This window comes from Streptomyces sp. Ag109_O5-10 (assembly GCF_900105755.1).
Classification (GTDB): domain Bacteria; phylum Actinomycetota; class Actinomycetes; order Streptomycetales; family Streptomycetaceae; genus Streptomyces.
The window spans coordinates 1,284,577-1,303,615 of the sequence record NZ_FNTQ01000001.1 but is presented as its reverse complement, the minus strand read 5'-3'; the positions used below and the strand labels follow the sequence as shown (position 1 = coordinate 1,303,615).

Here is a 19,039-nt window from a genome sequence, read left to right as displayed (position 1 = left end):
CCCGGAAAGGAACGGGCGCTACAGCGCCAGCAGTTGATCAGTCACCGCTGACAGGCGTTTCTGTACTTCTCGGGCGTACGTCGCCTCGTGGGCCCTGGCCGGGCGCGTGCCGTCGAAGTAGGCGCCCGTGCCCAGGTCCTGAGTCGCCAGGGCCAGGACGCCCGGGGCGCCGTCCGCCACCGTGCTCCAGGGCGCCACTCCGCCCTCCCGCACCATCGCGGTGTCCATGAAGGTCGCCGGATGCAGGACGTTCACCGCGACGCCCGTGTCCGCCAGCTCCTCCGCCAGGGCGAAGGTGTGGGCCGCCAGGGCGAACTTGGACCGGCAGTACGCCGCGAAACCCTGGTAGCCGCGGGTGAATTCGGGGTCGTCGAAGTCCAGTAGCTCCTGGCCCGCCGAGCCGACGTTCACGATCCGGGCCGGGGTGTTCGCGCGCAGGACGGGGAGGAGGGCGCGGGTGAGGGCCACCGGGGCCAGGTAGTTGACGGCGAGACGCAGTTCGTGGCCGTCGGCGCTCAGCTCGCGGCCCGAGCCGGGCGTGCCGGCACCGACGCCCGCGTTGTTGATCAGCACGTCCAGGTCGGGGTGCGCGTCGGCGACCCGCGCGCCCAGCTCGCGGACCTGCGCCAGAGAGGCTAGGTCCGCGACGAACGCCTCGGCCTCGCCCTCGGTGCGCAGTTCCGCGACAAGCCGCTCGGTACGGCCGGGATCGCGGCCGTGCGCGAGGACGACATGGCCCGAGCGGACCAGCTCGAAGGCGACGTAGCGGCCGAGTCCGGAGGTGGCACCCGTGATCAGGATGGTCGACATGTCCTCACCGTAGGCACAGCACCCGTTCCTGTGCCTGTCCCCGGCAGTGTCACCCTTCCTCTTCCGCCAGCACCCGCTGGGCCGTCGCGAACGCCGAGTTGGCCGCCGGGACCCCGCAGTACACGGCGGTCTGCAGCAGCACCGCGCCGATCTCCTCCGGGGTCAGACCGTTGCGCCGGGCCGCCCGCACGTGCATGGCCAGCTCGTCGTAGTGGCCGTGGGCGACCAGCGCGGTGAGCGTGATCATGCTGCGTTCGCGGCGGGAGAGCGTGGGGTCGGTCCAGATCTCGCCCCACGCGTAGCGCGAGATGAAGTCCTGGAAGCGGGCCGTGAAGGGGGTCTGCCTGGACTGGGCGCCGTCCACGTGGGCGTCGCCCAGCACCTCGCGGCGCACCGCCATGCCGCGCCTGGCGCCCCCGTCGAGGTGGGAGCGGAGCGCGGTCAGGACGGCCTCGGGGCACTGCGCGGGCGCCAGATGAGCTGCGCCCGGCAGCTCGACCAGCGTGGCCGCGGAGACCGCGTCCGCGATCTCCCGCAGGTGCGGCGGCGGGGTAGCGGCGTCCTGACGGCCGGCGATCAGCAGGGTGCGCACGGCGATGTCGCCGAGCCGGTCCCGCAGGTCGAAGGCGGCCAGCGCGTCGCAGCAGGCGGCGTACGCCTCCGGGTCGGCCGTCCGCTGGTCCTCGACCAGCCGGGGCACGGTGAAGCCGGGGGTGAACCAGCGGCCGGGGGCGTTCTCCGCCAGCCACGCGACGCCCTCCCGGCGCACCCGTCCGGCCCGCTCCTCCCAGGACCTGGAGCCGCCGAAGTGGGCCGAGGAGCAGATCACCGCCAGGTTCTCCAGCCGGTCCGGGTGGTGGACGGCCAGGTGCAGCCCGACGGCACCGCCCAGCGACACCCCCGCGTACGCGAACCGCCCGACGCCGAGCGAGTCGGCCAGCGCGAGCACCAGGTCGGCGAGGTCGCCCACGGTCGCCCCCGCCTTGATCAGGCCGGGCGCCGAACCGCCGTGGCCCGGCAGATCCCAGCGCACCACCCGGTGAGCGGTGGACAGTTCGGGCGCCACGGCGTCCCACAGGGCGTACGAGGTGCCGAGCGAGGGGCCGAGGAGCAGCGGGGGAGCCGAGGCCGGGCCCTCGACGCGGTGGTTGAGGAGAGTCTCGGTCAACGTCGCTCCAGAGCACGGTCGGTGAGCACACCGGCGGACCCGGTGTAGTGGGCGGGATCGGTCAGGTCGTCGAGGTCGACGTCCGTCAAGTCCGGTTCCTCGGCCAGGAGTTCGCGCAGTGTCCGGTGCTCGCTGTGGGTACGGCCGGCGAGTTCGGTGAGCAGCTCCTTGGCGCGGGCCCGGCCGAGCACGGGGGCCAGTTCGGCGGAGAGCCGCTCCGAGACGATCAGCCCGCCGGTGAGGCCGAGGTTCCGGCGCATCGCCTCCGGGTGCACCCGCAGGCCCTCCGCCAGCTCCGCCGCGTCCCGCGCCGCGCCTCCGACGGTCCGCAGCAGGTCTCGCAGCGGCTCCCACTCGGCGTGCCAGGCACCGGCCGGCCGCTCGTCCTCCGCTGCCATCGAGCCGTACAGGACGGCCGCCAGCTGCGGGGCCCGCCGCGCGGCCGCCGCGATCAGCGTCGACCGCACGGGGTTGGCCTTGTGCGGCATCGCCGAGGAACCGCCCCCGCTGCCCTCGGAGACCTCGCCGATCTCGGTACGGGACAGGATCAGCACGTCCGCGGCGATCTTCCCCAGCGCCCCGGCCGTGAAGGCGAGGCACCCGGCGAGGTCGGCGACCGGCGTGCGCAGGGTGTGCCACGGCAACAGGGGGGCAGCAAGGCCCAGTTCACGGGCGTACGCGGCCGGCAGCTCCTCGGCGTGCGCCGCGCCGTACGCCCGGAAGGCGGCCAGCGTGCCCGCCGCTCCGCCCAGTTGGGCGGGCAGCGTCTCCCGGACCCGGGTCACGCGGTCCCGGGCGTCGAGGACCAGCGAACGCCAGCCGGCCGCCTTCAGCCCGAACGTCGTCGGTACGGCGTGCTGGGTGAGCGTCCGGCCCGGCATCGGCGTGTCGCGGTGCTCGGCGGCCGACCGGGCCAGGGCCAGTGCGGTCCGGTCGAGGTCGGCGAGCACGAGGTCCAGGGTGCGGGCGGCGACCAGCATGGCCGCCGTGTCCATGATGTCCTGGCTGGTCGCTCCCCGGTGCACGTACGGCCCGTACTCGGCGCCGGCCGCCTTCGTCAGGTCGGCGACCAGGGGGATCACCGGGTTGCCGCCGGCGCGGGCCCGCTCCGCGAGGGTGTCGACGTCGTATCGGCCGGGGTCGGCCGCCTCGGTCACGGCCGTCGCGGCCCCGGCCGGGACCAGGCCCAGAGCGGCCTGGGCGCGGGCGAGGGCCGCCTCCGCGTCGAGCAGCGCCCGCAGAAAGGCGCCGTCGCCCGTCGCGGCCGCGGCGGCCGAACCGGACCACCCGGGACCGAGCAGCCCGGCGTCACCGCCGCCGTGATCCACTGAACTCACTGGAACTCCAGGAAGACCGTCTCGCCCTCGCCCTGAAGGCGGATGTCGAAACGGTAGGCCCCCCGGCCCTCGTCGGCGGCGATCAGCGTGTCGCGTCGCTCGCCCACCCGGGTGAGCAGCGGGTCGGCGGCGAGCGCCGCGTCGTCGCCCGGCAGGTAGATCCGGGTGTACAGGTGCACCAGCAGTCCGCGCGCGAACACGCACACGCTGAGGTAGGGCGCGCTGCCGCCGCGGGCGCCGGGCCGCAGCGTCCGCGCGTACCAGTGGCCGTTGGTGTCCGTCTGGATCCGGCCCCAGCCGGTGAACTCCACGCCGTTGCGGCCGAGGTAGCCACCGGTCGCCGGGTCGCGGCGGATCGAACCGTCGGTCGTGGACACGTTCCCGTCCGGGTCGGCGCCCCACAGCTCGACAAGCGCGTCGGGCAGCGGGGTGCCCTCCCCGTCGTAGACGTACCCGTGGACCGTGACTGTGTCCGGGTGCCCGAGGGGTGCGATCTCCTCACCGCCGCGGAACGGCAGCGCGTAGCCGTAGAACGGGCCGACCGTGTGCGACGGGGTGGGCAGCACGTTCCCCGGGCTGCTCGTGTCGATCTTCGTCATGGCAGGTCAGCGTCCTTCTTCGATCCAGGTGGCGTGCGGCCCGTCCAGCACGATGTCCCAGTGGTAGCCCATCGAGAACTCGGGCACGGACAGGCTGTGGTCGTACGTCGCGACCAGGCGCCCGCGGGCCGAGTCGTCCGTCACCGACTGGATGATCGGGTCGTACGGGAACAGCGGGTCGCTCGGGAAGTACATCTGCGTCACCAGCCGCTGCGTGAACGCCGTGCCGAACATCGAGAAGTGGATGTGGGCCGGGCGCCACGCGTTGAGGTGGTTGCGCCAGGGGTAGGGGCCCGGCTGGATCGTGGTGAAGTGGTAGCCGCCGTCGGCGTCGGTGATCGTACGGCCGACACCCGTGAAGTTCGGGTCCAGCGGGGCGTCGTGCTGCTCGCGCTGGTGGGCGTAGCGGCCCGCCGAGTTGGCCTGCCAGATCTCGATCAGCTGCCCCCGCACCGGCCGGCCGTCCCGGTCCAGGAGCCGTCCGGAGACGGTGATCCGCTCACCGACGGGCTCCCCGCTGTGCTGCCGGGTCAGGTCGTTGTCTATCCCGGTGATGTCCCGCTCCCCGAACGCGGGGGAGCACAGCTCCACCAGTTCGGGGTCCTTGGCCGTGTCGATCCCGACCAGCGGCTGCTTCGGGTGCCGCAGCACGGAGGACCGGTAGGGGGCGTAGTCCCGGCGCGGGTGATGCTCGACTGGAGCGCCTTCGGCGACACCCTTCTCGTAGTCGGCGTGTCTGGCGGCGATTTCGAGGTCGATGTCGGCCTGCGTGAGTGTCATGGAAGTCCTAGGGGCGGGCGCCCCCGTCAGGGGCGCGGGGAACTGCGCGACCAGCCACAACGCACCCGCAGGTGCCCTGGGACCTATCGCTCGAGAACGAGCGCGAGCCCTTGCCCGACGCCGATGCACAGGCTCGCGACGCCGGTGCCGGAGCCGCGGCGCGCGAGCTGGTGCGCGACCGTACCGGCGAGCCGGGCGCCGGAGGCGCCGAGCGGGTGACCGAGCGCGATCGCCCCGCCCTGCGGGTTGAGGATCGCCGGGTCGAACTCGGGCCATTCGGCGAGGCAGCCGAGGACCTGCGCGGCGAAGGCCTCGTTGAGTTCGAGGACGTCGAGGTCGGCGAAGGTCTTGCCCGCCTTGCCCAGCGCCCGCGTCACCGCCTCGACGGGGGCGAGGCCGAAGTAGTCGGGGTCGATCCCGGACACCCCGGTCGTGCTGACGCGGGCCAGTGGTTCCCGCCCGAGCGTCTTCAGCCCCTCCTCGTCGGTCAGCAGCAGCGCGGCCGCACCGTCGTTGAGGGGGGAGGAGTTGGCCGCGGTCACGGTGCCGCCCTCCGTACGGAAGGACGGCTTGAGCTTGGCCATCGCGGCGAGGGAGGTATCGGGCCGTACGCTCTCGTCGGCGGTGAAGGGGACCGGGTCGCCCTTGCGCTGCGGGACGGGGACGGGCGTCAGCTCGGCATCGAACAGGCCCTGTTCCTGGGCGGCGGCGGCCTTCCGGTGGGAGGCGAGGGCGAACTCGTCCTGCTGCTCGCGACTGATCTTGTGCTTGTCGGCGATGCGCTCGGCCGACTCGCCCAGCGGAATGGTCCACTGCGGCGGCATCTTCGGGTTGACCATGCGCCAGCCGAGCGTGGTCGAGTACAGCTCCGCGTGTCCGGCGGGGAAGGGCCGGTCGTTCTTGGGCAGCACGTACGGAGCCCGGGTCATCGACTCGACGCCGCCGGCCACGGCGATGGAGGCGTCGCCGACGGCGATGGCGCGGGCGGCCTGGATGACCGCTTCGAGTCCGGAGCCGCACAGCCGGTTGACGGTGACGCCCGGCACGGACGTGGGCAGGCCGGCGAGGAGGGCGGCCATCCGGCCGACGTCGCGGTTCTCCTCGCCCGCGCCGTTGGCGTTGCCGAAGTAGACGTCCTCGATCCGGGCCGGGTCGAGGTCCGGCGTACGGGCGAGGAGCTCACGGATGACGTGGGCGGCCAGGTCGTCCGGGCGTACCCCGGCCAGCCCGCTGTTGTAGCGGCCGATCGGTGTCCGGACCGCGTCGACGATGTACACCTTGTTCACAGCAGGCCCTCCGGGACAGTGAGTTTCGCGTCGGTCTTGGCGGTGATCTCCTCGACGCCGACCCCGGGCGCGGTCTCGACGAGGACGAGCCCCTCGTCGGTGACGTCCAGGACGCCGAGGTCGGTGATGATCCGGTCCACGCACGCCTTCCCGGTCAGCGGCAGCGCGCACTCGGTGAGGATCTTCGCCGAGCCGTCCTTGGCGGTGTGTGTCATGACGACGATCACCCTGCGGGCCCCGTGGACCAGGTCCATCGCCCCGCCGATCCCGGTCACCAGCTTCCCCGGAACGGCCCAGTTCGCCAGGTCGCCCTTCTGCGACACCTGCATCGCTCCGAGCACGGCGACGTCGATGTGCCCGCCCCGGATCATGGAGAACGACAGCGCCGAGTCGAAGAACGACGCCCCGGGCAGGACCGTCACCGTCTCCTTCCCGGCGTTGATCAGGTCCGGGTCGACCTGGTCCTCGGTGGGGTAGGGGCCGGTGCCCAGGATGCCGTTCTCCGACTCCAGGACCACCTCCACCCCCTCGGGCAGGTGGTTCGGGATCAGCGTGGGCAGCCCGATCCCGAGGTTGACGTACTGCCCGTCCTCCAGCTCGCGCGCCGCCCGCGCGGCCATCTCCTGGCGCGTCCAGGCCATCAGCTGCTCACCGTCCGCTGCTCGATCTTCTTGTCCGCCGCCTGCTCGGGGGTCAGGGCCACCACCCGCTGGACGAAGATCCCCGGCAGGTGCACCGCGTCCGGATCGATCTCCCCGGGCTCCACGAGTTCTTCGACCTCGGCGACCGTGACCTTCCCGGCCATCGCCGCGAGCGGGTTGAAGTTGCGGGCGGACTTGCTGAAGACGAGGTTCCCGTGCCGGTCGCCCTTCGCCGCCCGGACCAGCGCGAAGTCGGTGCGGATCCCGCGTTCCAGCACGTACTCGGTGCCGTCGAAGTCCCGCACCTCCTTCGCCGGCGAGGCCAGCGCCACCGCGCCCGAGCCGTCGTAACGCCACGGCAGCCCGCCCTGCGCGACCTGCGTCCCCACCCCCGCGGGCGTGTAGAACGCGGGGATCCCCGCACCGCCGGCGCGCAGCCGTTCGGCGAGCGTGCCCTGCGGGATCAGCTCCACCTCCAGCTCACCGGCCAGGTACTGCCGGGCGAACTCCTTGTTCGCCCCGATGTACGACCCCGTCACCCGCGCGATCCGCCCGGCCGCCAGCAGCACCGCCAGACCCGACTCCATCGCCCCGCAGTTGTTCGAGACCACACTCAGGTCACTCACACCCCGCTCGTACAGCGCCCCGATCAGCACGTTCGGCACACCGCTCAGACCGAACCCACCCACCGCCAACGACGCGCCCCCCGGCACATCAGCCACCGCCTCCGCGGCCGTGGCGACCACCTTGTCCATCCGTGAAGCCTCATCTCTCAGCGGATTAATCAGGGCACTGAGTATTTCAGCGAGATGGCTGACACGGTGCCACTGACATCGAAACCCGTCAAGACCTCGGCCGATGGCGGTCGGCTGTACAGACAGGACGGGTGGTCGCGGGTATCGTTCAGTGCGCCAACGAATTCGGACCACGGGAGCGCATATGGCCGCGGTGGACCTCACCACCCACCCCGGGCACCTGGCCCGGCGGCTCCAGCAGGCCCACTACCTGCTGTGGAACACGATGGTCTCGGAGGAGATCACCTCGCCGCAGTTCGCCGTGCTGAACGCGCTCGTCGCCGAGCCGGGACTGGACCAGCGGACCGTGGGGGAGCGGGTGGGCCTGGACCGGTCGACCATCGCCGAGGTCATCAGCCGGCTGGACCGGCGCGGGCTCCTCGACAAGGTGCGCGACCCGCAGGACGGCCGCCGCTTCCTGCTGCGCCTCACCGACGAGGGAGTGCGGGCCCACCGCAAGCTGAGCGTGCGCACCGCCCGGATGAACCAGGTCTTCCTTGCCCCGCTCTCGGCAGAGGAGCAGAACCATTTCTTCGACCTGATCCAGCGGGTCTCCGACGCGGCGGAGGGCCTGCGCAATCCGGCGGAGCCGGTCGCCTCCCGGGCGTGAGCAGCGCCGTGGTGAACGACCGGCCTGACCGGCGAAGCGCTCAGGCTTTCAGGAACACCACCCACACCTGACCGTCGGCGAAGTTCACCGGGCTGCCGTCCGCGGTCGTGAACGTCGTTCCGCCGCCGGCCTCCGGCCGCGACCAGGTGGCTTCGAACGACCGCCCGTCCCGCAGTACCTCCGCCCTCCCCGAGCCCACCGTCTCGGTGAACGGTGTGTTGTTGCCGAGGACGTCGTGGTACTCCGACGGCCGGACCCGCACGTGCTGCACCACGACCGTCGCCGGTGCCGGCCGGTCGCCCGCCGTCGTCCTCACCGGGGTGCCGTCCATCGACACCAGCCAGCGGCTTCGGTCGCCGGACCAGGTGAAGGTGAAGCGGGCCGCCGGGTACCGCACGGTCCGCGACGCGGTGACCGTGCCGCCGGCCGGGGCCGCCCCGTGGCGGAAGCCGGTGGTGAGCGCCGCCCTGCCGGGCGCCCCGTCCGGCATCACCCGGGCCGGACGCAGGTACAGGTTGTGCGGGGCCGGCCGGCCGCTGCCCCGGTAGTAGGCGCCGGACGCCTCCGCGGGCGACTTCGGCCGCAACGGCGCCCGGCCGATCAGGGGGAGCAGTTTCTTCTGGGCGCCGGAGAAGGCGAGCGTCGGCCGGGTGAACTGGCGCAGCAGCTCCAGGTCGGACTCGCGGGCGCTGCGGACCGGGCCGATGGCCTCGGGGAGCCTGGTGGCGTACACCGCCATCAGCCGGCTGAGGCCGCCCTCCACCTGCTCCACGTACACCACGTCCGCCGAGTCCAGCCCGGTCTGCGGGCGGGCCGCGGCCACGTTGTCGATCTTCACGGCGAGGACGGATCCGGTGGCAGGCCGTTTGCCCGGTGCCGGGGTGCTCTCGCTCGGTGCCGGGGTGGCCTGCGGTGCGCGGCCGTCGTCCGTCGTGCCGTGCCGGGTACAGCCCGCCGTGACGGAGGCGGCCGCCGCGGCCGCCGCCAGCGCTGCCGTCAGCACCGTCCGGCGCGTCGGCGCCTCGTGTCGTCGCCTGTCCACCGCTGCCCCCCGCTCGTCCCACCCCGTTCACGCTCTTGACTGATTGTGTGCTCAACAGGTCAGCGGGGGCCATACCTGCTCGAAACAGATCCGGGACGGTCAGGATCCAAGGATCTCCGTGAGGTCGTAGCGCACCGGCTCCTCCAGCTGGGCGTAGGTGCAGCTCTCCGGCGTGCGGTCCGGGCGCCAGCGGCGGAACCGGGCCGTGTGCCGGAAGCGGGCCCCGTTCTCCATGTGGTCGTACGCCACCTCGGCCACCCGCTCCGGCCGCACCGGCACCCAGGACAGGTCCTTCTTGCCCGACCAGCGGCTCGGCGCGCCCGGCAGCCGGGCCGACTCGTGCGCCGCCTCCTCCGCCCAGGCCGCCCACGGGTGCCCGGAGACGTCGGCCATGCGCAGCGGCTCCAGCTCCTCGACCAGCTCGGCCCGCCGCTTCATCGGGAACGCGGCCGACACACCCACGTGCTGAAGGGCGCCCCGGTCGTCGTACAGACCCAGCAGCAGCGAGCCCACCACGGGGCCGCTCTTGTGGAAGCGGTATCCGGCCACCACGACGTCGGCCGTCCGCTCGTGCTTGACCTTGAACATGGCACGCTCGTCCTGGCGGTAGCGCAGGGTGAGCGGCTTGGCGACGACCCCGTCGAGGCCGGCCCCCTCGTACTGCTCGAACCACTGCCGGGCCACCTCGACATCGGTGGTGGCCGGCGCCAGGTGCACCGGCGGGGTCACGCCGGCCAGGGCCCTGGTGAGCAGGGCGCGGCGGTCGGTCAACGGGACGTCGAGGAGGGACTCGTCGGCCAGCGCCAGCAGGTCGAAGGCGACGAACGAGGCAGGCGTCCGCTCGGCCAGCGTGCGCACCCTGGAGTCCGCCGGGTGGATCCGCTCGGTCAGCGCGTCGAAGTCCAGCCGGCCCTCCCGCGCGATCACGATCTCCCCGTCCAGCACGCACCGCTCGGGCACCCGCTCCCGCAGCGCCGCCACCAGCTCGGGGAAGTACCTGGTCAGCGGCTTCCCGGTACGGCTGCCCAGCTCCACCTCGGCGCCGTCCCGGAACACGATCGCCCGGAAGCCGTCCCACTTCGCCTCGTACTGCATGTCCGCCGGGATCGTCGCCACCGACTTGGCGAGCATCGGCTTCACGGGCGGCATCACCGGCAGATCCATGCCACGACTGTACGAGCGCTCCCGGGCGTCCGCTCGTCACGCGGCACGCTTCGGTACGGACTCTGGGACCGCGTCGAGCCGATATGCGCGGTAGGGGTGGTGCGCCTACCGTGGCCGCATGGGCGATGCGGTGCAACTGGAGGTGGCCGGCCGGACCGTACGGCTGTCCAGCCCGGACAAGGTGTTCTTCCCGGAGCGCGGTTTCACCAAGCTGGACGTCGCCCGCTACTACGCGGCCGTCGCCCCCGGCATCCTGCGCGCCCTGCGCGACCGCCCCACCACCCTGCAGCGCTACCCGGACGGCATCGAGGGCGAGTGGTTCTACCAGAAGCGCGCTCCCAAGGGCATGCCCGACTGGATCCCCACCGCCCACATCACCTTCCCCAGCGGCCGCACCGCCGACGAGATGTGCCCCACCGAGGAGGCGGCCGTGGTGTGGGCCGCGCAGTACGGCACGCTCACCTTCCACCCCTGGCCGGTACGGCGCGATGACGTCGACCGTCCCGACGAACTCCGTATCGACCTCGACCCGCAGCCCGGCACCGACTTCGCCGACGCGGTCCGCGCCGCCCACGAACTGCGCGCCGTCCTGGACGAGTTCGGCGGACTGCGGGGCTGGCCCAAGACCTCCGGCGGCCGCGGGCTGCACGTCTTCGTGCCCATCGAACCCCGCTGGACCTTCACCCAGGTACGGCGCGCCGCCATCGCCGTGGGCCGCGAGCTGGAACGCCGGATGCCGGACCGGGTGACCACCAAGTGGTGGAAGGAGGAACGCGGCGAGCGCATCTTCGTCGACTACAACCAGACCGCCCGCGACCGCACCATCGCCTCCGCCTACTCCCTGCGGCCCCGCCCGAACGCCCCCGTCTCGGCGCCGCTGCGCTGGGAGGAGGTCGACGACGTGCGGCCCGCGGACTTCGACCTGGTCACGATGCCCGCCCGGTTCGCCGAACTCGGCGACGTGCACGCCGGCATGGACGACCACGCGTACTCCCTCGACGCCCTCCTGGAACTCGCCCGCCGCGACGAGGACGAGCACGGCCTCGGCGACCTGCCCTATCCGCCGGAGTACCCGAAGATGGCGGGCGAGCCCAAGCGCGTCCAGCCGAGCCGGGCACGGCCCGAACAGGCCTCCTGACGACGGGAGCCGGCACCGTCCCGGCCGCGGCCGGCGGAATGCGGCGCCCGGTGCGGGCGATCCGGCCGCCTCCCCGGATCCCGGGACTATGCTGATCGCCAGCCGCCGAGGAGGAGGGCCGAGGTGTCCGAGGCAGTGTCGCGCCCCACGCTGGAGGCCGTGGCCGCGCGGGCCGGGGTGTCGCGGGCCACCGTGTCCCGGGTCGTCAACGGCGGGGACGGCGTGCGCGAGCCGCTCGTCGAACGGGTGCGGCGGGCGGTCGAGGAACTCGGCTACGTCCCCAACCAGGCAGCCCGCAGCCTCGTCACCAGACGGCACGACGCGGTCGCCGTCGTCATCGCCGAACCCGAGACCCGGATCTTCGCCGACCCCTTCTTCGCCCTCCAGTTGCGCGGCATCAGCAAGGAACTGACCGCCCACGACAACCAGCTCGTCCTGCTGCTCACCGAGGGACGGGACGACCACGCCCGGGTGGCCCGCTATCTCGCCGGCGGCCATGTCGACGGCGCGCTGGTCTTCTCGCTCCACCTCGACGACCCGCTGCCCGGACTGATCGAGGGCGCCGGCGTCCCCACCGTGTTCGGCGGCCGGCCCGGCTGGAACGACGGCACGGACAGCGTCGTGTACGTCGACTGCGACAACCGGGGCGGCGCCGAGGACGCGGTGCGCCATCTCGTCAGCCTGGGCCGGACCCGGATCGCGCACATCACCGGGCCGCTGGACCAGACGTCGGCGGCCGACCGGCTGCAGGGATACCGGGACGTGATGGGGGAGACCGATCCCCGGCTGGTCGTCGCCAGCGACTTCACCCCGTCCGGCGGTGAGCGGGCCATGGGCGAACTCCTCGACCGCTGCCCGGACGTGGACGCCGTGTTCGCCGCCAACGACCTCACCGCGCTCGGTGCCCTGCGCGTCCTGCGCGAGCGCGGCCGCCGGGTGCCCGAGGACGTCGCCGTGATCGGCTTCGACGACGTGCTGCCGGTCGCCGGACAGACCGAGCCGCAGCTGACGACGGTCCGTCAGGACATCGAGGAGATGGGCCGGTTGATGGCCCGCCTGCTGCTGTCCACCCTGACCCGCGGCGGGCCGTCCACCGGCGCGCCGTCCAGCGTCGTCCTGCCCACGACGCTGATACGGCGCGCGACCGCGTGACGGGCCCCGGCTCCGGCCTCAGGTCTGCTGCGGTTCGCTCCTGATCACCGCGAAGCGGGCGCCGTACGGGTCGGCCAGCTTCGCCATCCGGCCCACTCCCTCCAGCGTGGTCGCAGGCATCCGCACCCGGCCGCCCGTCTGCTGGGCCTTCTCGACCACCGCGTCCGGGTCCTCGACCTCGAAGTACGGCAGCCAGTACGCGCCGGCCTGCGCCTCGGCCGGGTCCTCGGCCAGCGGCACCATCCCGCCGAACACCGACGCGTCGTCGCCGCCCGCCGGGTTGACACAGGTGTAGGTGCCGCCGGGGAACGGCACGCCGGAGGTCTCCAGGCCGAGCACCTTGTGGTAGTAGGCCGCGGCGGCCGCGATGTCCGGGGTGTACAGCTCGACCCAGCACAGCGAACCCGGATCCCCCGCCACGTCGAATCCCTTGGTCAGCGCCGGCTGCCAGATGCCGAACGGCACCCCCGCCTGGTCGGTGAGGACCGCCAGGTGGCCCTGGCCCAGCACGTCCATCGGCTGCGCGAGGACACTGCCGTGCGCCTGCTCGGCCGCCTTCGCGGTGGCCTGCGCGTCCTCGCTCTGGAAGTACACCGTCCAGGACGGCGGGCCCTGCTCCGGGCCGGTCTGCATACCGCCGGCGACGGTCCGGCCGTCCAGCTGGAAGAAACCGTAGCCGCCGGCGTCGGGACCCGCCGACCGGAACTGCCAGCCGAAGAGACCGTTGTAGAAGGAGACGGCGCCGTCGATCTCGGGCGTGCCGAGGTCGATCCAGTTGGGAGCGCCGTTGACGAAACGGGTGGTGAGCATCATCGCCCTCCTCGCAAGGGTCCTGTTCTCTGCTGCGCCGAGTCTTCCACCGCCCACTGACAATCGCTGCCCGCCCACGCCCATCCCGGCCCGGTTACCGTGGGTCACCCGACGCAATCGCCGAGTTTCGGATCCGTTCCGCGCGCCGCCGTGCGCGGGCGTGGCGCGCGGGAGCATGATCGAGGCTGAAGTGCTCCGTCGCCGGGCGTTGAGCGGGCGTTGATCGAACGTTTTTCGCCGCCCGGCACGATCCTGGCCATGCACTTCGACACCGTCATCCCGCCCCGCACGCCCGTCCCGGCCTGGCAGGCGCAGGCGTTGTGCGCGCAGACCGGGGCGGACTTCTTCTTTCCCGAGCCCGGCAGCTCGGTACGCGAGGCCAAGCGCATCTGCGGCATGTGCGAGATGCGCGCGGCCTGCCTGGAGTACGCCCTCGACAACGACGAACGCTTCGGCGTCTGGGGCGGCCTGTCCGAGAAGGAACGCCTGGATCTGCGCCGCGCCTCCCGCTGAACCCGTGCCCGCCGGGAAATCCGGTACGACCGCGCACCCCTGCCCGGATATCATCCGGGCAAGCGGGCCGGACGTAGCGCAGAGGCAGACGCATCGCCTTGCCAAGGCGAACACGCCGGTTCGAATCCGGTCGTCCGGGCCGCGTGACGAGGTCCTGTAGAGCAGAGGCAGACTCGCCGTCATGGCATGACGGATACGCCGGTTCGAATCCGGCCGGGACCACGCTACGGCGGACACGGGGCGGGGCGGATGACCGAGGCGATCACCGAGGCGGAACTGTCCGCCTTCCACGAGGTCGTGGGGAAGCTGCGGGCGCTGCCCGTCGACGACCCGGTGCGGCTGCGGGCCGAGCAGGTCGCCGCCTCCTTCGCCCGTGACGGACGGCTGCGCCGTCGCAGGACGCGCGGCACCGAGACGTCGCGGGCCGACGCCGCCGTGATGGCGGCGACCGCCACCGGTGCCCCGGACCGCCGCGAGGACGCGCCGCTGGCCGTGCCCGGCGCCGGCGGCGTCTTCCGCAAGCCACGCACCTGCTACGTCTGCAAGTCGCCCTATCGACAGGTCGACACCTTCTACCACCGGCTCTGCCCCGACTGCGCCGCCGACAACACCGCGCGCCGTGCCCTGACCACGGACCTCGGCGGACGCCGCGCGCTGCTCACCGGCGGCAGGGTGAAGATCGGCTTCCAGCTGGCCCTGATGATGCTCCGCGACGGCGCCGAGGTCCTGGTCACCTCGCGTTTCCCGCAGGACACCGTGCGCCGCTTCGAGGCCGCCCCCGGCAGCGCGAAGTGGCTGGACCGACTCACCGTCCTCGCCGTCGACCTGCGCGACCCGCGCCAGGTGCTCGGCCTGTGCGAGGAGTTGCGGCAGGAGGGCGAGCCGCTCGACATCCTCGTCAACAACGCGGCCCAGACCGTGCGCAGACCGCCCGAGTCGTACGCCCTGCTGGCCGCCGGAGAACCCGACGCGCTGCCCCCGGGGGCCCGGCAGGCTCCCGGATTCACCCCGATGCGCAGACTGGCGGGCTCGGCCGCGGCCCTGCCCGTCGCCCTGCGCGAGGCCGACGAGGCCGGGCTGCTGCCCGACCCGTCGCCCGAGAACTCCTGGTCGGCCCGGCTCGGTGCCCTCGACCCGGCCGAGGTCCTGGAGACCCAGCTCGTCAACGCCCTTGCCCCGGCGCTGCTGTGCGACCGGCTGCTGCCGCTGCTGCTGGCCTCGCCCCGGCCGCGCCGCTACGTGGTGAACGTGACCGCGGTCGAGGGCCGGTTCGCCGTCCGCAACAAGACGGCCGGCCATCCGCACACCAACATGGCCAAGGCCGCCCTCAACATGCTCACCCGCACCAGCGCCGCCGACCTCGCGGAGCGGGGCGTCCACATGTGCGCCGTCGACACCGGCTGGATCACCGACGAGAACCCGGCTCCGAAGAAGGCCCGGATCGCCGGCTCCGGCTTTCGCACGCCTCTGGACGTCGTCGACGGCGCGGCCCGCGTCTACGACCCGATCGTGCGCGGCGAGGCCGGGGACCCGGTGTCCGGGGTGTTCCTGAAGGACTACCGGGAGGCGGAGTGGTGACCGAGGACCCCGGGGACCGGCCGCAGACCTTCGCCGGTGTCCCGCCCGTGGTGCCGCGCCCGGCCGCCGAACTCGCCCCGCTGCTCGACTGGCTGCGGGCCGGCCGCCCGGCGGGGGAGCGGCTGGACTTCACCGCCGGCACCGCGCTGCCCGACGGCCGCCTCGACCTGTGCAAGCAGGACGTCGGCCCGGCGGGCGCCGCCCTGATCGCCGAGGCCCTCGGCGAAGGGCCCACCCCGGTACGGCACCTGCTGCTCGGCACGGACGCCCTCGGTGACGCGGGCGCCGAAGCCGTGGCCGGTTCCGGCGCCGAGGTGGAGACGCTCTACCTGGGCTGCAACGGCATCACGGCGAGCGGCGCCTGCCGGATCGCCGACCAGCTGCGGGCCTCGCCGCAGGTCGTCACCGGGGTGTGGCTCAAACGCAACCCGCTGGGCGGCGGAGGCGGCCGGGCCGCCGCCGAACTGATCGCATCCGCCCGCTCCTTGCGCACCCTCGACCTGGTCCAGACCGGACTCGACCCGGACGCAGCGGCGGTGCTCGCCGACGCGCTGCTCGCCGCGGCAGGCAACGGACGCCGGATCGAACGTCTCTTCGCCGGCGGCAACCCGCTGGGCGCGGCCGGGGCACGGGCCCTGGCCGCCGTCGTCGCCGGGGGTGGGCTCGGCGAACTGTACGTGTCCGCTGCCCGGCTGGGGGACGCGGGCGCCCTGGAGCTGGCCGCCGCCCTGGACCGTGCGCCGTACGGTCGGCTGACCCGGCTCGCGGTCGCCAGCAACGGCATCGGACCGGCGGCCGCGGCCCGCCTGGTGACGGCGGCGGCCGGCGCCGGGGTGACCCTGCTCGACCTGGGGCGGGTACGTGCGGCGGCCGTCCTGGCCGCGGGCGACAACCGGATCGACCTGGCGGCCGCCGACACGATCGGCCGGGCCCTGTCCCGCTCCGAACACCGTCTCGCCCATCTGGTGCTGACCCACACCGGGATGCGCAGCCGGGAGGCCCACCGGCTCCTCGACCACGCGGCCGGGGCCGGCACGGCCACCCGCTACCGCCTCGGCGCCGGTGTCGCCGCAAGCGTCAAGCGCCGCCTGGCCGGCCTCAGCGCCCACCTCCCGGCACCCACGGTCCCGGCCGACGTGGCCGCCGTACGCAGCGTGCACCGGACCGCGTCGCCGCAGACCTGACCGTCAGCTCCGGCGCAGACGCCGGCGGCTCGGCGTAGTCGTCGCGCAGGACCGGATCGACCTCCACCGCGAGCAGTCGCCCCGGGGCGAAGGGCACGCCGTCCAGGATCGCCCGCCGCAGTGCCGTGTCCCGGTCGGTGAGCAGCCGCCAGACGACGGCGTTGAGATCCGGGTCGTCCTCCTGGAGCATCCACAGCACCACCGAGGACGGCAGCGCCGGCAGCCCCCAGGGGATCCGGCGCCGGGTCTCCCGGAGATCCTCCGGCACCGGGCGGGGCAACCCGACCCGCGTGCGTACCCGGTCGGCGTCCGCCGGGTCGATCAGGTCCAGCAGGAAGCCGACCGCCCGGCCGGAAGTGGTGTCGTCACGCATGCGCGCATGATGCCGCAGGCCACCGACAGGGCGCACCGGGGAATCCGGGCGCCCGTCCGTCGTCGGGTCAGGCGCCGGCGCGGGTCGCCATCCGGGCCTTGCGCGCGGCCAGCTTCTCGTCGAACTTCGTGGCCTCCGCGTTCAGTCCGCCCATGAACAGGCCGAGTTCCTCCTGCGCCTGCAGGCCCTCCGGACCGAGGCCGTCGATCTCCAGGACCTTCAGGTGGCGCAGCACCGGCTGGAGCACGTCGTCGTGGTGGATGCGCAGGTTGTAGACCTCGCCGATCGCCATCTGGGCGGCGGCCCGCTCGAAGCCGGGGATGCCGTGGCCGGGCATGCGGAAGTCGACGACGACGTCCCGCACCGCCTGCATGGTCAGGTCGGGTGCGAGTTCGAACGCGGCCTTCAGGAGGTTGCGGTAGAAGACCATGTGCAGGTTCTCGTCGGTCGCGATGCGGGCCAGCATGCGGTCGCAGACCGGGTCGCCGGACTGGTGGCCGGTGTTGCGGTGCGAGATGCGGGTCGCGAGCTCCTGGAAGGCGACGTAGGCGATGGAGTGCAGCATCGAGTGCCGGTTGTCCGACTCGAAGCCCTCGCTCATGTGCGACATCCGGAACTGCTCCAGCTTGTCCGGGTCCACCGCGCGCGAGGCGAGCAGGTAGTCGCGCATCACGATGCCGTGCCGGCCCTCCTCGGCGGTCCAGCGGTGCACCCAGGTGCCCCAGGCGCCGTCCCGGCCGAACAGTGAGGCGATCTCGTGGTGGTAGCTGGGCAGGTTGTCCTCGGTGAGCAGGTTCACCACCAGCGCGATCCGGCCGATCTCGGTGACCTTCGACTGCTCCTTGCGCCAGGCCTCGCCGTCCTCGAAGAGGCCGGGGAAGTTACGGGCGTCCGTCCACGGCACGTACTCGTGCGGCATCCAGTCCTTGGCGACCTTCAGATGCCGGTCCAGCTCCTTCTCGACCACTTCCTCCAGGGCGTACAGCAGCCGCGCGTCGGTCCACACGGACGGGCTGCCGAGAGGGGGAGAAGTGATCGTCACGAGAACTCCAGGGGGACGCCGAACAAGAGCGGATGAACGGGAGAGGACCGGCGAGCGGGGCCGGAAACCTACGTGATCGTAGGCTACGAATCCGTAGGTTACGAAGCCGTAGGTTAAGTGCGCTGTAAATGCCGCTGATCAGGCCCGGTGCGCAAGGCGAATCGGGACATGCCAAGCAGCTCCGGGACGCGCAGGTCCCAGAGCCGAAGAGGTGAAAGGATCACCCGTCAGGCGTACAACTCCCGCAGTCGCACCGAGAGGCACGTCACACATCCCTCGAGTTTCTCGAACTCGGAAATGTCCACCGTGCCCACCTCGTGGCCGAGATCGGCCAGTAGCTCCGCGGTCTTCGGGGCGCTCGCCGACATCAGCAGCTTGCCGCCGCCCAGCAGCACCACATGGGCGCCCGCCTCCTCGGGCACCGCCAGGAAGCCCGGGAACAGCGACGGCCGGTCCACGTTCGGGATGTGCCCCAGAACCGTGCCGTCGGGCAGCGCGGTCACCGCCGACTTCAGGTGCAGCACCTTGCTCACGGGTACCGCGACCACGCGCGCCCCCAGCGGCTCGAACGCGGCCCGCAGTTGCTGCACCCCGGCCGCGTTGGTCCGCCCACCGCGGCCGACGTAGACGGTGTCGCCCACCTTGAGGACGTCACCGCCGTCCAGGGTGCCGGGCTCCCAGATCCAGTTCACCGAGCAGCCCAGCCGGGCCACCGCCTCCTCGACGCCGGCCGTCTCCGCACGCCGGGACTCGGCGCCGGGCCGGGTGATCAGCGCGACGTTCTTGTACATGACGACCGTGTCCTCGACGAACACCGAGTCAGGGCAGTCGTCCTCCGGGTCCACCTCGACGGTCTCCCAGCCGTGCGCGCGCAGCGTCTCCGCGTACGCCTCCCACTGGTCCTGCGCGAGCTCGAGGTCGACCTTCTCCCGCTCGATGTGCGTCACCAGGCCTTCGGCAAGGCGGGGGCTGGGGCGGCGGACGAGGGCCTTCTTGCTGGGCACGGCGGGTCTCCGGG

20 protein-coding genes and 2 tRNA genes are annotated in these 19,039 nt (G+C 72.8%); 8 read left to right on the top strand and 14 right to left on the bottom strand.

What is annotated here, in order from left to right; all coding sequences use genetic code 11:
* Nucleotides 1–18: 18 nt before the first annotated feature.
* The 8 genes from BLW82_RS06125 to BLW82_RS06090 all read right to left on the bottom strand — a co-directional run bounded on the left by BLW82_RS06125 (nt 19) and on the right by BLW82_RS06090 (nt 7,376).
* Nucleotides 19–810, bottom strand: coding sequence for an SDR family NAD(P)-dependent oxidoreductase (locus tag BLW82_RS06125; RefSeq protein ID WP_093497839.1), 792 nt, complete (start codon nt 808–810; stop codon nt 19–21).
* Between the two features lie 49 nt (nt 811–859).
* Nucleotides 860–1,978 carry a bifunctional 3-oxoadipate enol-lactonase/4-carboxymuconolactone decarboxylase PcaDC gene (gene pcaD, locus BLW82_RS06120; RefSeq protein ID WP_093497838.1) on the bottom strand — a complete coding sequence of 373 codons (1,119 nt, stop codon included), beginning with the start codon at nt 1,976–1,978 and terminating at the stop codon, nt 860–862.
* On the bottom strand, nt 1,975–3,315 hold the full coding sequence (gene pcaB, locus BLW82_RS06115) for a 3-carboxy-cis,cis-muconate cycloisomerase (protein ID WP_093497837.1): 1,341 nt from the start codon (nt 3,313–3,315) through the stop codon (nt 1,975–1,977). Before pcaB ends, pcaD begins: the two co-directional genes overlap by 4 nt.
* Entirely contained in the window at nt 3,312–3,914 is a 603-nt protein-coding gene (gene pcaG / locus BLW82_RS06110) for a protocatechuate 3,4-dioxygenase subunit alpha (protein WP_093497836.1), read from the bottom strand. The genes pcaB and pcaG overlap by 4 nt, the downstream gene beginning before the upstream one ends.
* 6 nt (nt 3,915–3,920) lie before the next feature.
* The gene (gene pcaH / locus BLW82_RS06105; protein WP_093497835.1) at nt 3,921–4,694 is read right to left on the bottom strand and encodes a protocatechuate 3,4-dioxygenase subunit beta; all 774 of its coding nucleotides are present in this window, start codon (nt 4,692–4,694) and stop codon (nt 3,921–3,923) included.
* An 83-nt stretch (nt 4,695–4,777) separates the two neighbouring features.
* The gene (locus tag BLW82_RS06100) at nt 4,778–5,980 is read right to left on the bottom strand and encodes a thiolase family protein (protein ID WP_093497834.1); all 1,203 of its coding nucleotides are present in this window, start codon (nt 5,978–5,980) and stop codon (nt 4,778–4,780) included.
* A complete protein-coding gene (locus tag BLW82_RS06095) occupies nt 5,977–6,621 on the bottom strand; it encodes a CoA transferase subunit B (protein ID WP_093497833.1) in 645 nt (214 codons plus the stop codon). The genes BLW82_RS06100 and BLW82_RS06095 overlap by 4 nt, the downstream gene beginning before the upstream one ends.
* Nucleotides 6,621–7,376: a CoA transferase subunit A gene (locus BLW82_RS06090; RefSeq protein ID WP_093497832.1), complete on the bottom strand. Its 756-nt coding sequence runs from the start codon at nt 7,374–7,376 to the stop codon at nt 6,621–6,623. Before BLW82_RS06090 ends, BLW82_RS06095 begins: the two co-directional genes overlap by 1 nt.
* A 184-nt stretch (nt 7,377–7,560) precedes the next feature.
* Here BLW82_RS06090 and BLW82_RS06085 point away from each other — a divergent pair, with 184 nt between their 5' ends.
* Nucleotides 7,561–8,025, top strand: coding sequence for a MarR family winged helix-turn-helix transcriptional regulator (locus BLW82_RS06085; RefSeq protein ID WP_093497831.1), 465 nt, complete (start codon nt 7,561–7,563; stop codon nt 8,023–8,025).
* Nucleotides 8,026–8,065: 40 nt separating this feature from the next.
* On the opposite strand, the gene BLW82_RS06080 is transcribed toward BLW82_RS06085, so the two are convergent.
* Together BLW82_RS06080 and BLW82_RS06075 are read right to left on the bottom strand one after the other, a co-directional pair.
* Nucleotides 8,066–9,067, bottom strand: a complete 1,002-nt coding sequence (locus tag BLW82_RS06080; RefSeq protein WP_093497830.1) for a DUF3048 domain-containing protein — start codon at nt 9,065–9,067, stop codon at nt 8,066–8,068.
* Nucleotides 9,068–9,166: 99 nt separating this feature from the next.
* Nucleotides 9,167–10,231: an ATP-dependent DNA ligase gene (locus BLW82_RS06075; RefSeq protein WP_093497829.1), complete on the bottom strand. Its 1,065-nt coding sequence runs from the start codon at nt 10,229–10,231 to the stop codon at nt 9,167–9,169.
* A gap of 118 nt (nt 10,232–10,349) precedes the next feature.
* Between BLW82_RS06075 and ligD the strand changes: the two genes are divergently transcribed.
* Both ligD and BLW82_RS06065 read left to right on the top strand, forming a co-directional pair.
* A complete protein-coding gene (ligD, locus tag BLW82_RS06070; RefSeq protein WP_093497828.1) occupies nt 10,350–11,369 on the top strand; it encodes a non-homologous end-joining DNA ligase in 1,020 nt (339 codons plus the stop codon).
* 123 nt (nt 11,370–11,492) lie between these two features.
* Nucleotides 11,493–12,521: a LacI family DNA-binding transcriptional regulator gene (locus tag BLW82_RS06065; protein WP_093497827.1), complete on the top strand. Its 1,029-nt coding sequence runs from the start codon at nt 11,493–11,495 to the stop codon at nt 12,519–12,521.
* Nucleotides 12,522–12,539: 18 nt separating this feature from the next.
* Here BLW82_RS06065 and BLW82_RS06060 read toward each other — a convergent pair whose 3' ends face one another.
* Nucleotides 12,540–13,331, bottom strand: coding sequence for a VOC family protein (locus tag BLW82_RS06060; protein ID WP_093507883.1), 792 nt, complete (start codon nt 13,329–13,331; stop codon nt 12,540–12,542).
* Between the two features lie 258 nt (nt 13,332–13,589).
* Here BLW82_RS06060 and BLW82_RS06055 point away from each other — a divergent pair, with 258 nt between their 5' ends.
* From BLW82_RS06055 to BLW82_RS46040, 5 genes are all read left to right on the top strand, one after another.
* A complete protein-coding gene (locus BLW82_RS06055; protein ID WP_177232852.1) occupies nt 13,590–13,844 on the top strand; it encodes a WhiB family transcriptional regulator in 255 nt (84 codons plus the stop codon).
* A 67-nt stretch (nt 13,845–13,911) separates the two neighbouring features.
* Nucleotides 13,912–13,983: transfer RNA gene (locus BLW82_RS06050), tRNA-Gly, on the top strand.
* An 11-nt stretch (nt 13,984–13,994) separates the two neighbouring features.
* Nucleotides 13,995–14,066, top strand: a tRNA-Ala gene (locus tag BLW82_RS06045).
* Between the two features lie 27 nt (nt 14,067–14,093).
* A complete protein-coding gene (locus BLW82_RS06040; RefSeq protein WP_093497825.1) occupies nt 14,094–15,422 on the top strand; it encodes an SDR family oxidoreductase in 1,329 nt (442 codons plus the stop codon).
* The gene (locus BLW82_RS46040; protein ID WP_093507882.1) at nt 15,419–16,606 is read left to right on the top strand and encodes a leucine-rich repeat domain-containing protein; all 1,188 of its coding nucleotides are present in this window, start codon (nt 15,419–15,421) and stop codon (nt 16,604–16,606) included. The genes BLW82_RS06040 and BLW82_RS46040 overlap by 4 nt, the downstream gene beginning before the upstream one ends.
* Here BLW82_RS46040 and BLW82_RS06030 read toward each other — a convergent pair.
* The 3 genes from BLW82_RS06030 to ddaH form a co-directional block, all read right to left on the bottom strand.
* Entirely contained in the window at nt 16,521–16,979 is a 459-nt protein-coding gene (locus BLW82_RS06030) for a hypothetical protein (RefSeq protein WP_093497824.1), read from the bottom strand. The genes BLW82_RS46040 and BLW82_RS06030 overlap by 86 nt on opposite strands.
* A gap of 67 nt (nt 16,980–17,046) precedes the next feature.
* Nucleotides 17,047–18,021 (bottom strand): acyl-ACP desaturase, encoded by a 975-nt coding sequence (locus BLW82_RS06025; RefSeq protein WP_093497823.1) that lies wholly within the window; start codon nt 18,019–18,021, stop codon nt 17,047–17,049.
* A gap of 227 nt (nt 18,022–18,248) precedes the next feature.
* Nucleotides 18,249–19,025 carry a dimethylargininase gene (ddaH, locus tag BLW82_RS06020; RefSeq protein ID WP_093497822.1) on the bottom strand — a complete coding sequence of 259 codons (777 nt, stop codon included), beginning with the start codon at nt 19,023–19,025 and terminating at the stop codon, nt 18,249–18,251.
* Nucleotides 19,026–19,039 lie beyond the last annotated feature (14 nt).

What these genes read in the sequence shown, in the direction of transcription:
- BLW82_RS06125 (WP_093497839.1), bottom strand. Translation starts at nt 810, where the DNA reads ATGTCGACCATCCTGATCACGGGTGCCACCTCCGGACTCGGCCGCTAC.
- pcaG (WP_093497836.1), bottom strand. Translation starts at nt 3,914, where the DNA reads ATGACGAAGATCGACACGAGCAGCCCGGGGAACGTGCTGCCCACCCCG.
- pcaH (WP_093497835.1), bottom strand. Translation starts at nt 4,694, where the DNA reads ATGACACTCACGCAGGCCGACATCGACCTCGAAATCGCCGCCAGACAC.
- BLW82_RS06095 (WP_093497833.1), bottom strand. Translation starts at nt 6,621, where the DNA reads ATGGCCTGGACGCGCCAGGAGATGGCCGCGCGGGCGGCGCGCGAGCTG.
- BLW82_RS06090 (WP_093497832.1), bottom strand. Translation starts at nt 7,376, where the DNA reads ATGGACAAGGTGGTCGCCACGGCCGCGGAGGCGGTGGCTGATGTGCCG.
- BLW82_RS06085 (WP_093497831.1), top strand. Translation starts at nt 7,561, where the DNA reads ATGGCCGCGGTGGACCTCACCACCCACCCCGGGCACCTGGCCCGGCGG.
- BLW82_RS06075 (WP_093497829.1), bottom strand. Translation starts at nt 10,231, where the DNA reads ATGGATCTGCCGGTGATGCCGCCCGTGAAGCCGATGCTCGCCAAGTCG.
- ligD (WP_093497828.1), top strand. Translation starts at nt 10,350, where the DNA reads ATGGGCGATGCGGTGCAACTGGAGGTGGCCGGCCGGACCGTACGGCTG.
- BLW82_RS06060 (WP_093507883.1), bottom strand. Translation starts at nt 13,331, where the DNA reads ATGCTCACCACCCGTTTCGTCAACGGCGCTCCCAACTGGATCGACCTC.
- BLW82_RS06055 (WP_177232852.1), top strand. Translation starts at nt 13,590, where the DNA reads ATGCACTTCGACACCGTCATCCCGCCCCGCACGCCCGTCCCGGCCTGG.
- BLW82_RS06040 (WP_093497825.1), top strand. Translation starts at nt 14,094, where the DNA reads ATGACCGAGGCGATCACCGAGGCGGAACTGTCCGCCTTCCACGAGGTC.
- BLW82_RS06030 (WP_093497824.1), bottom strand. Translation starts at nt 16,979, where the DNA reads ATGCGTGACGACACCACTTCCGGCCGGGCGGTCGGCTTCCTGCTGGAC.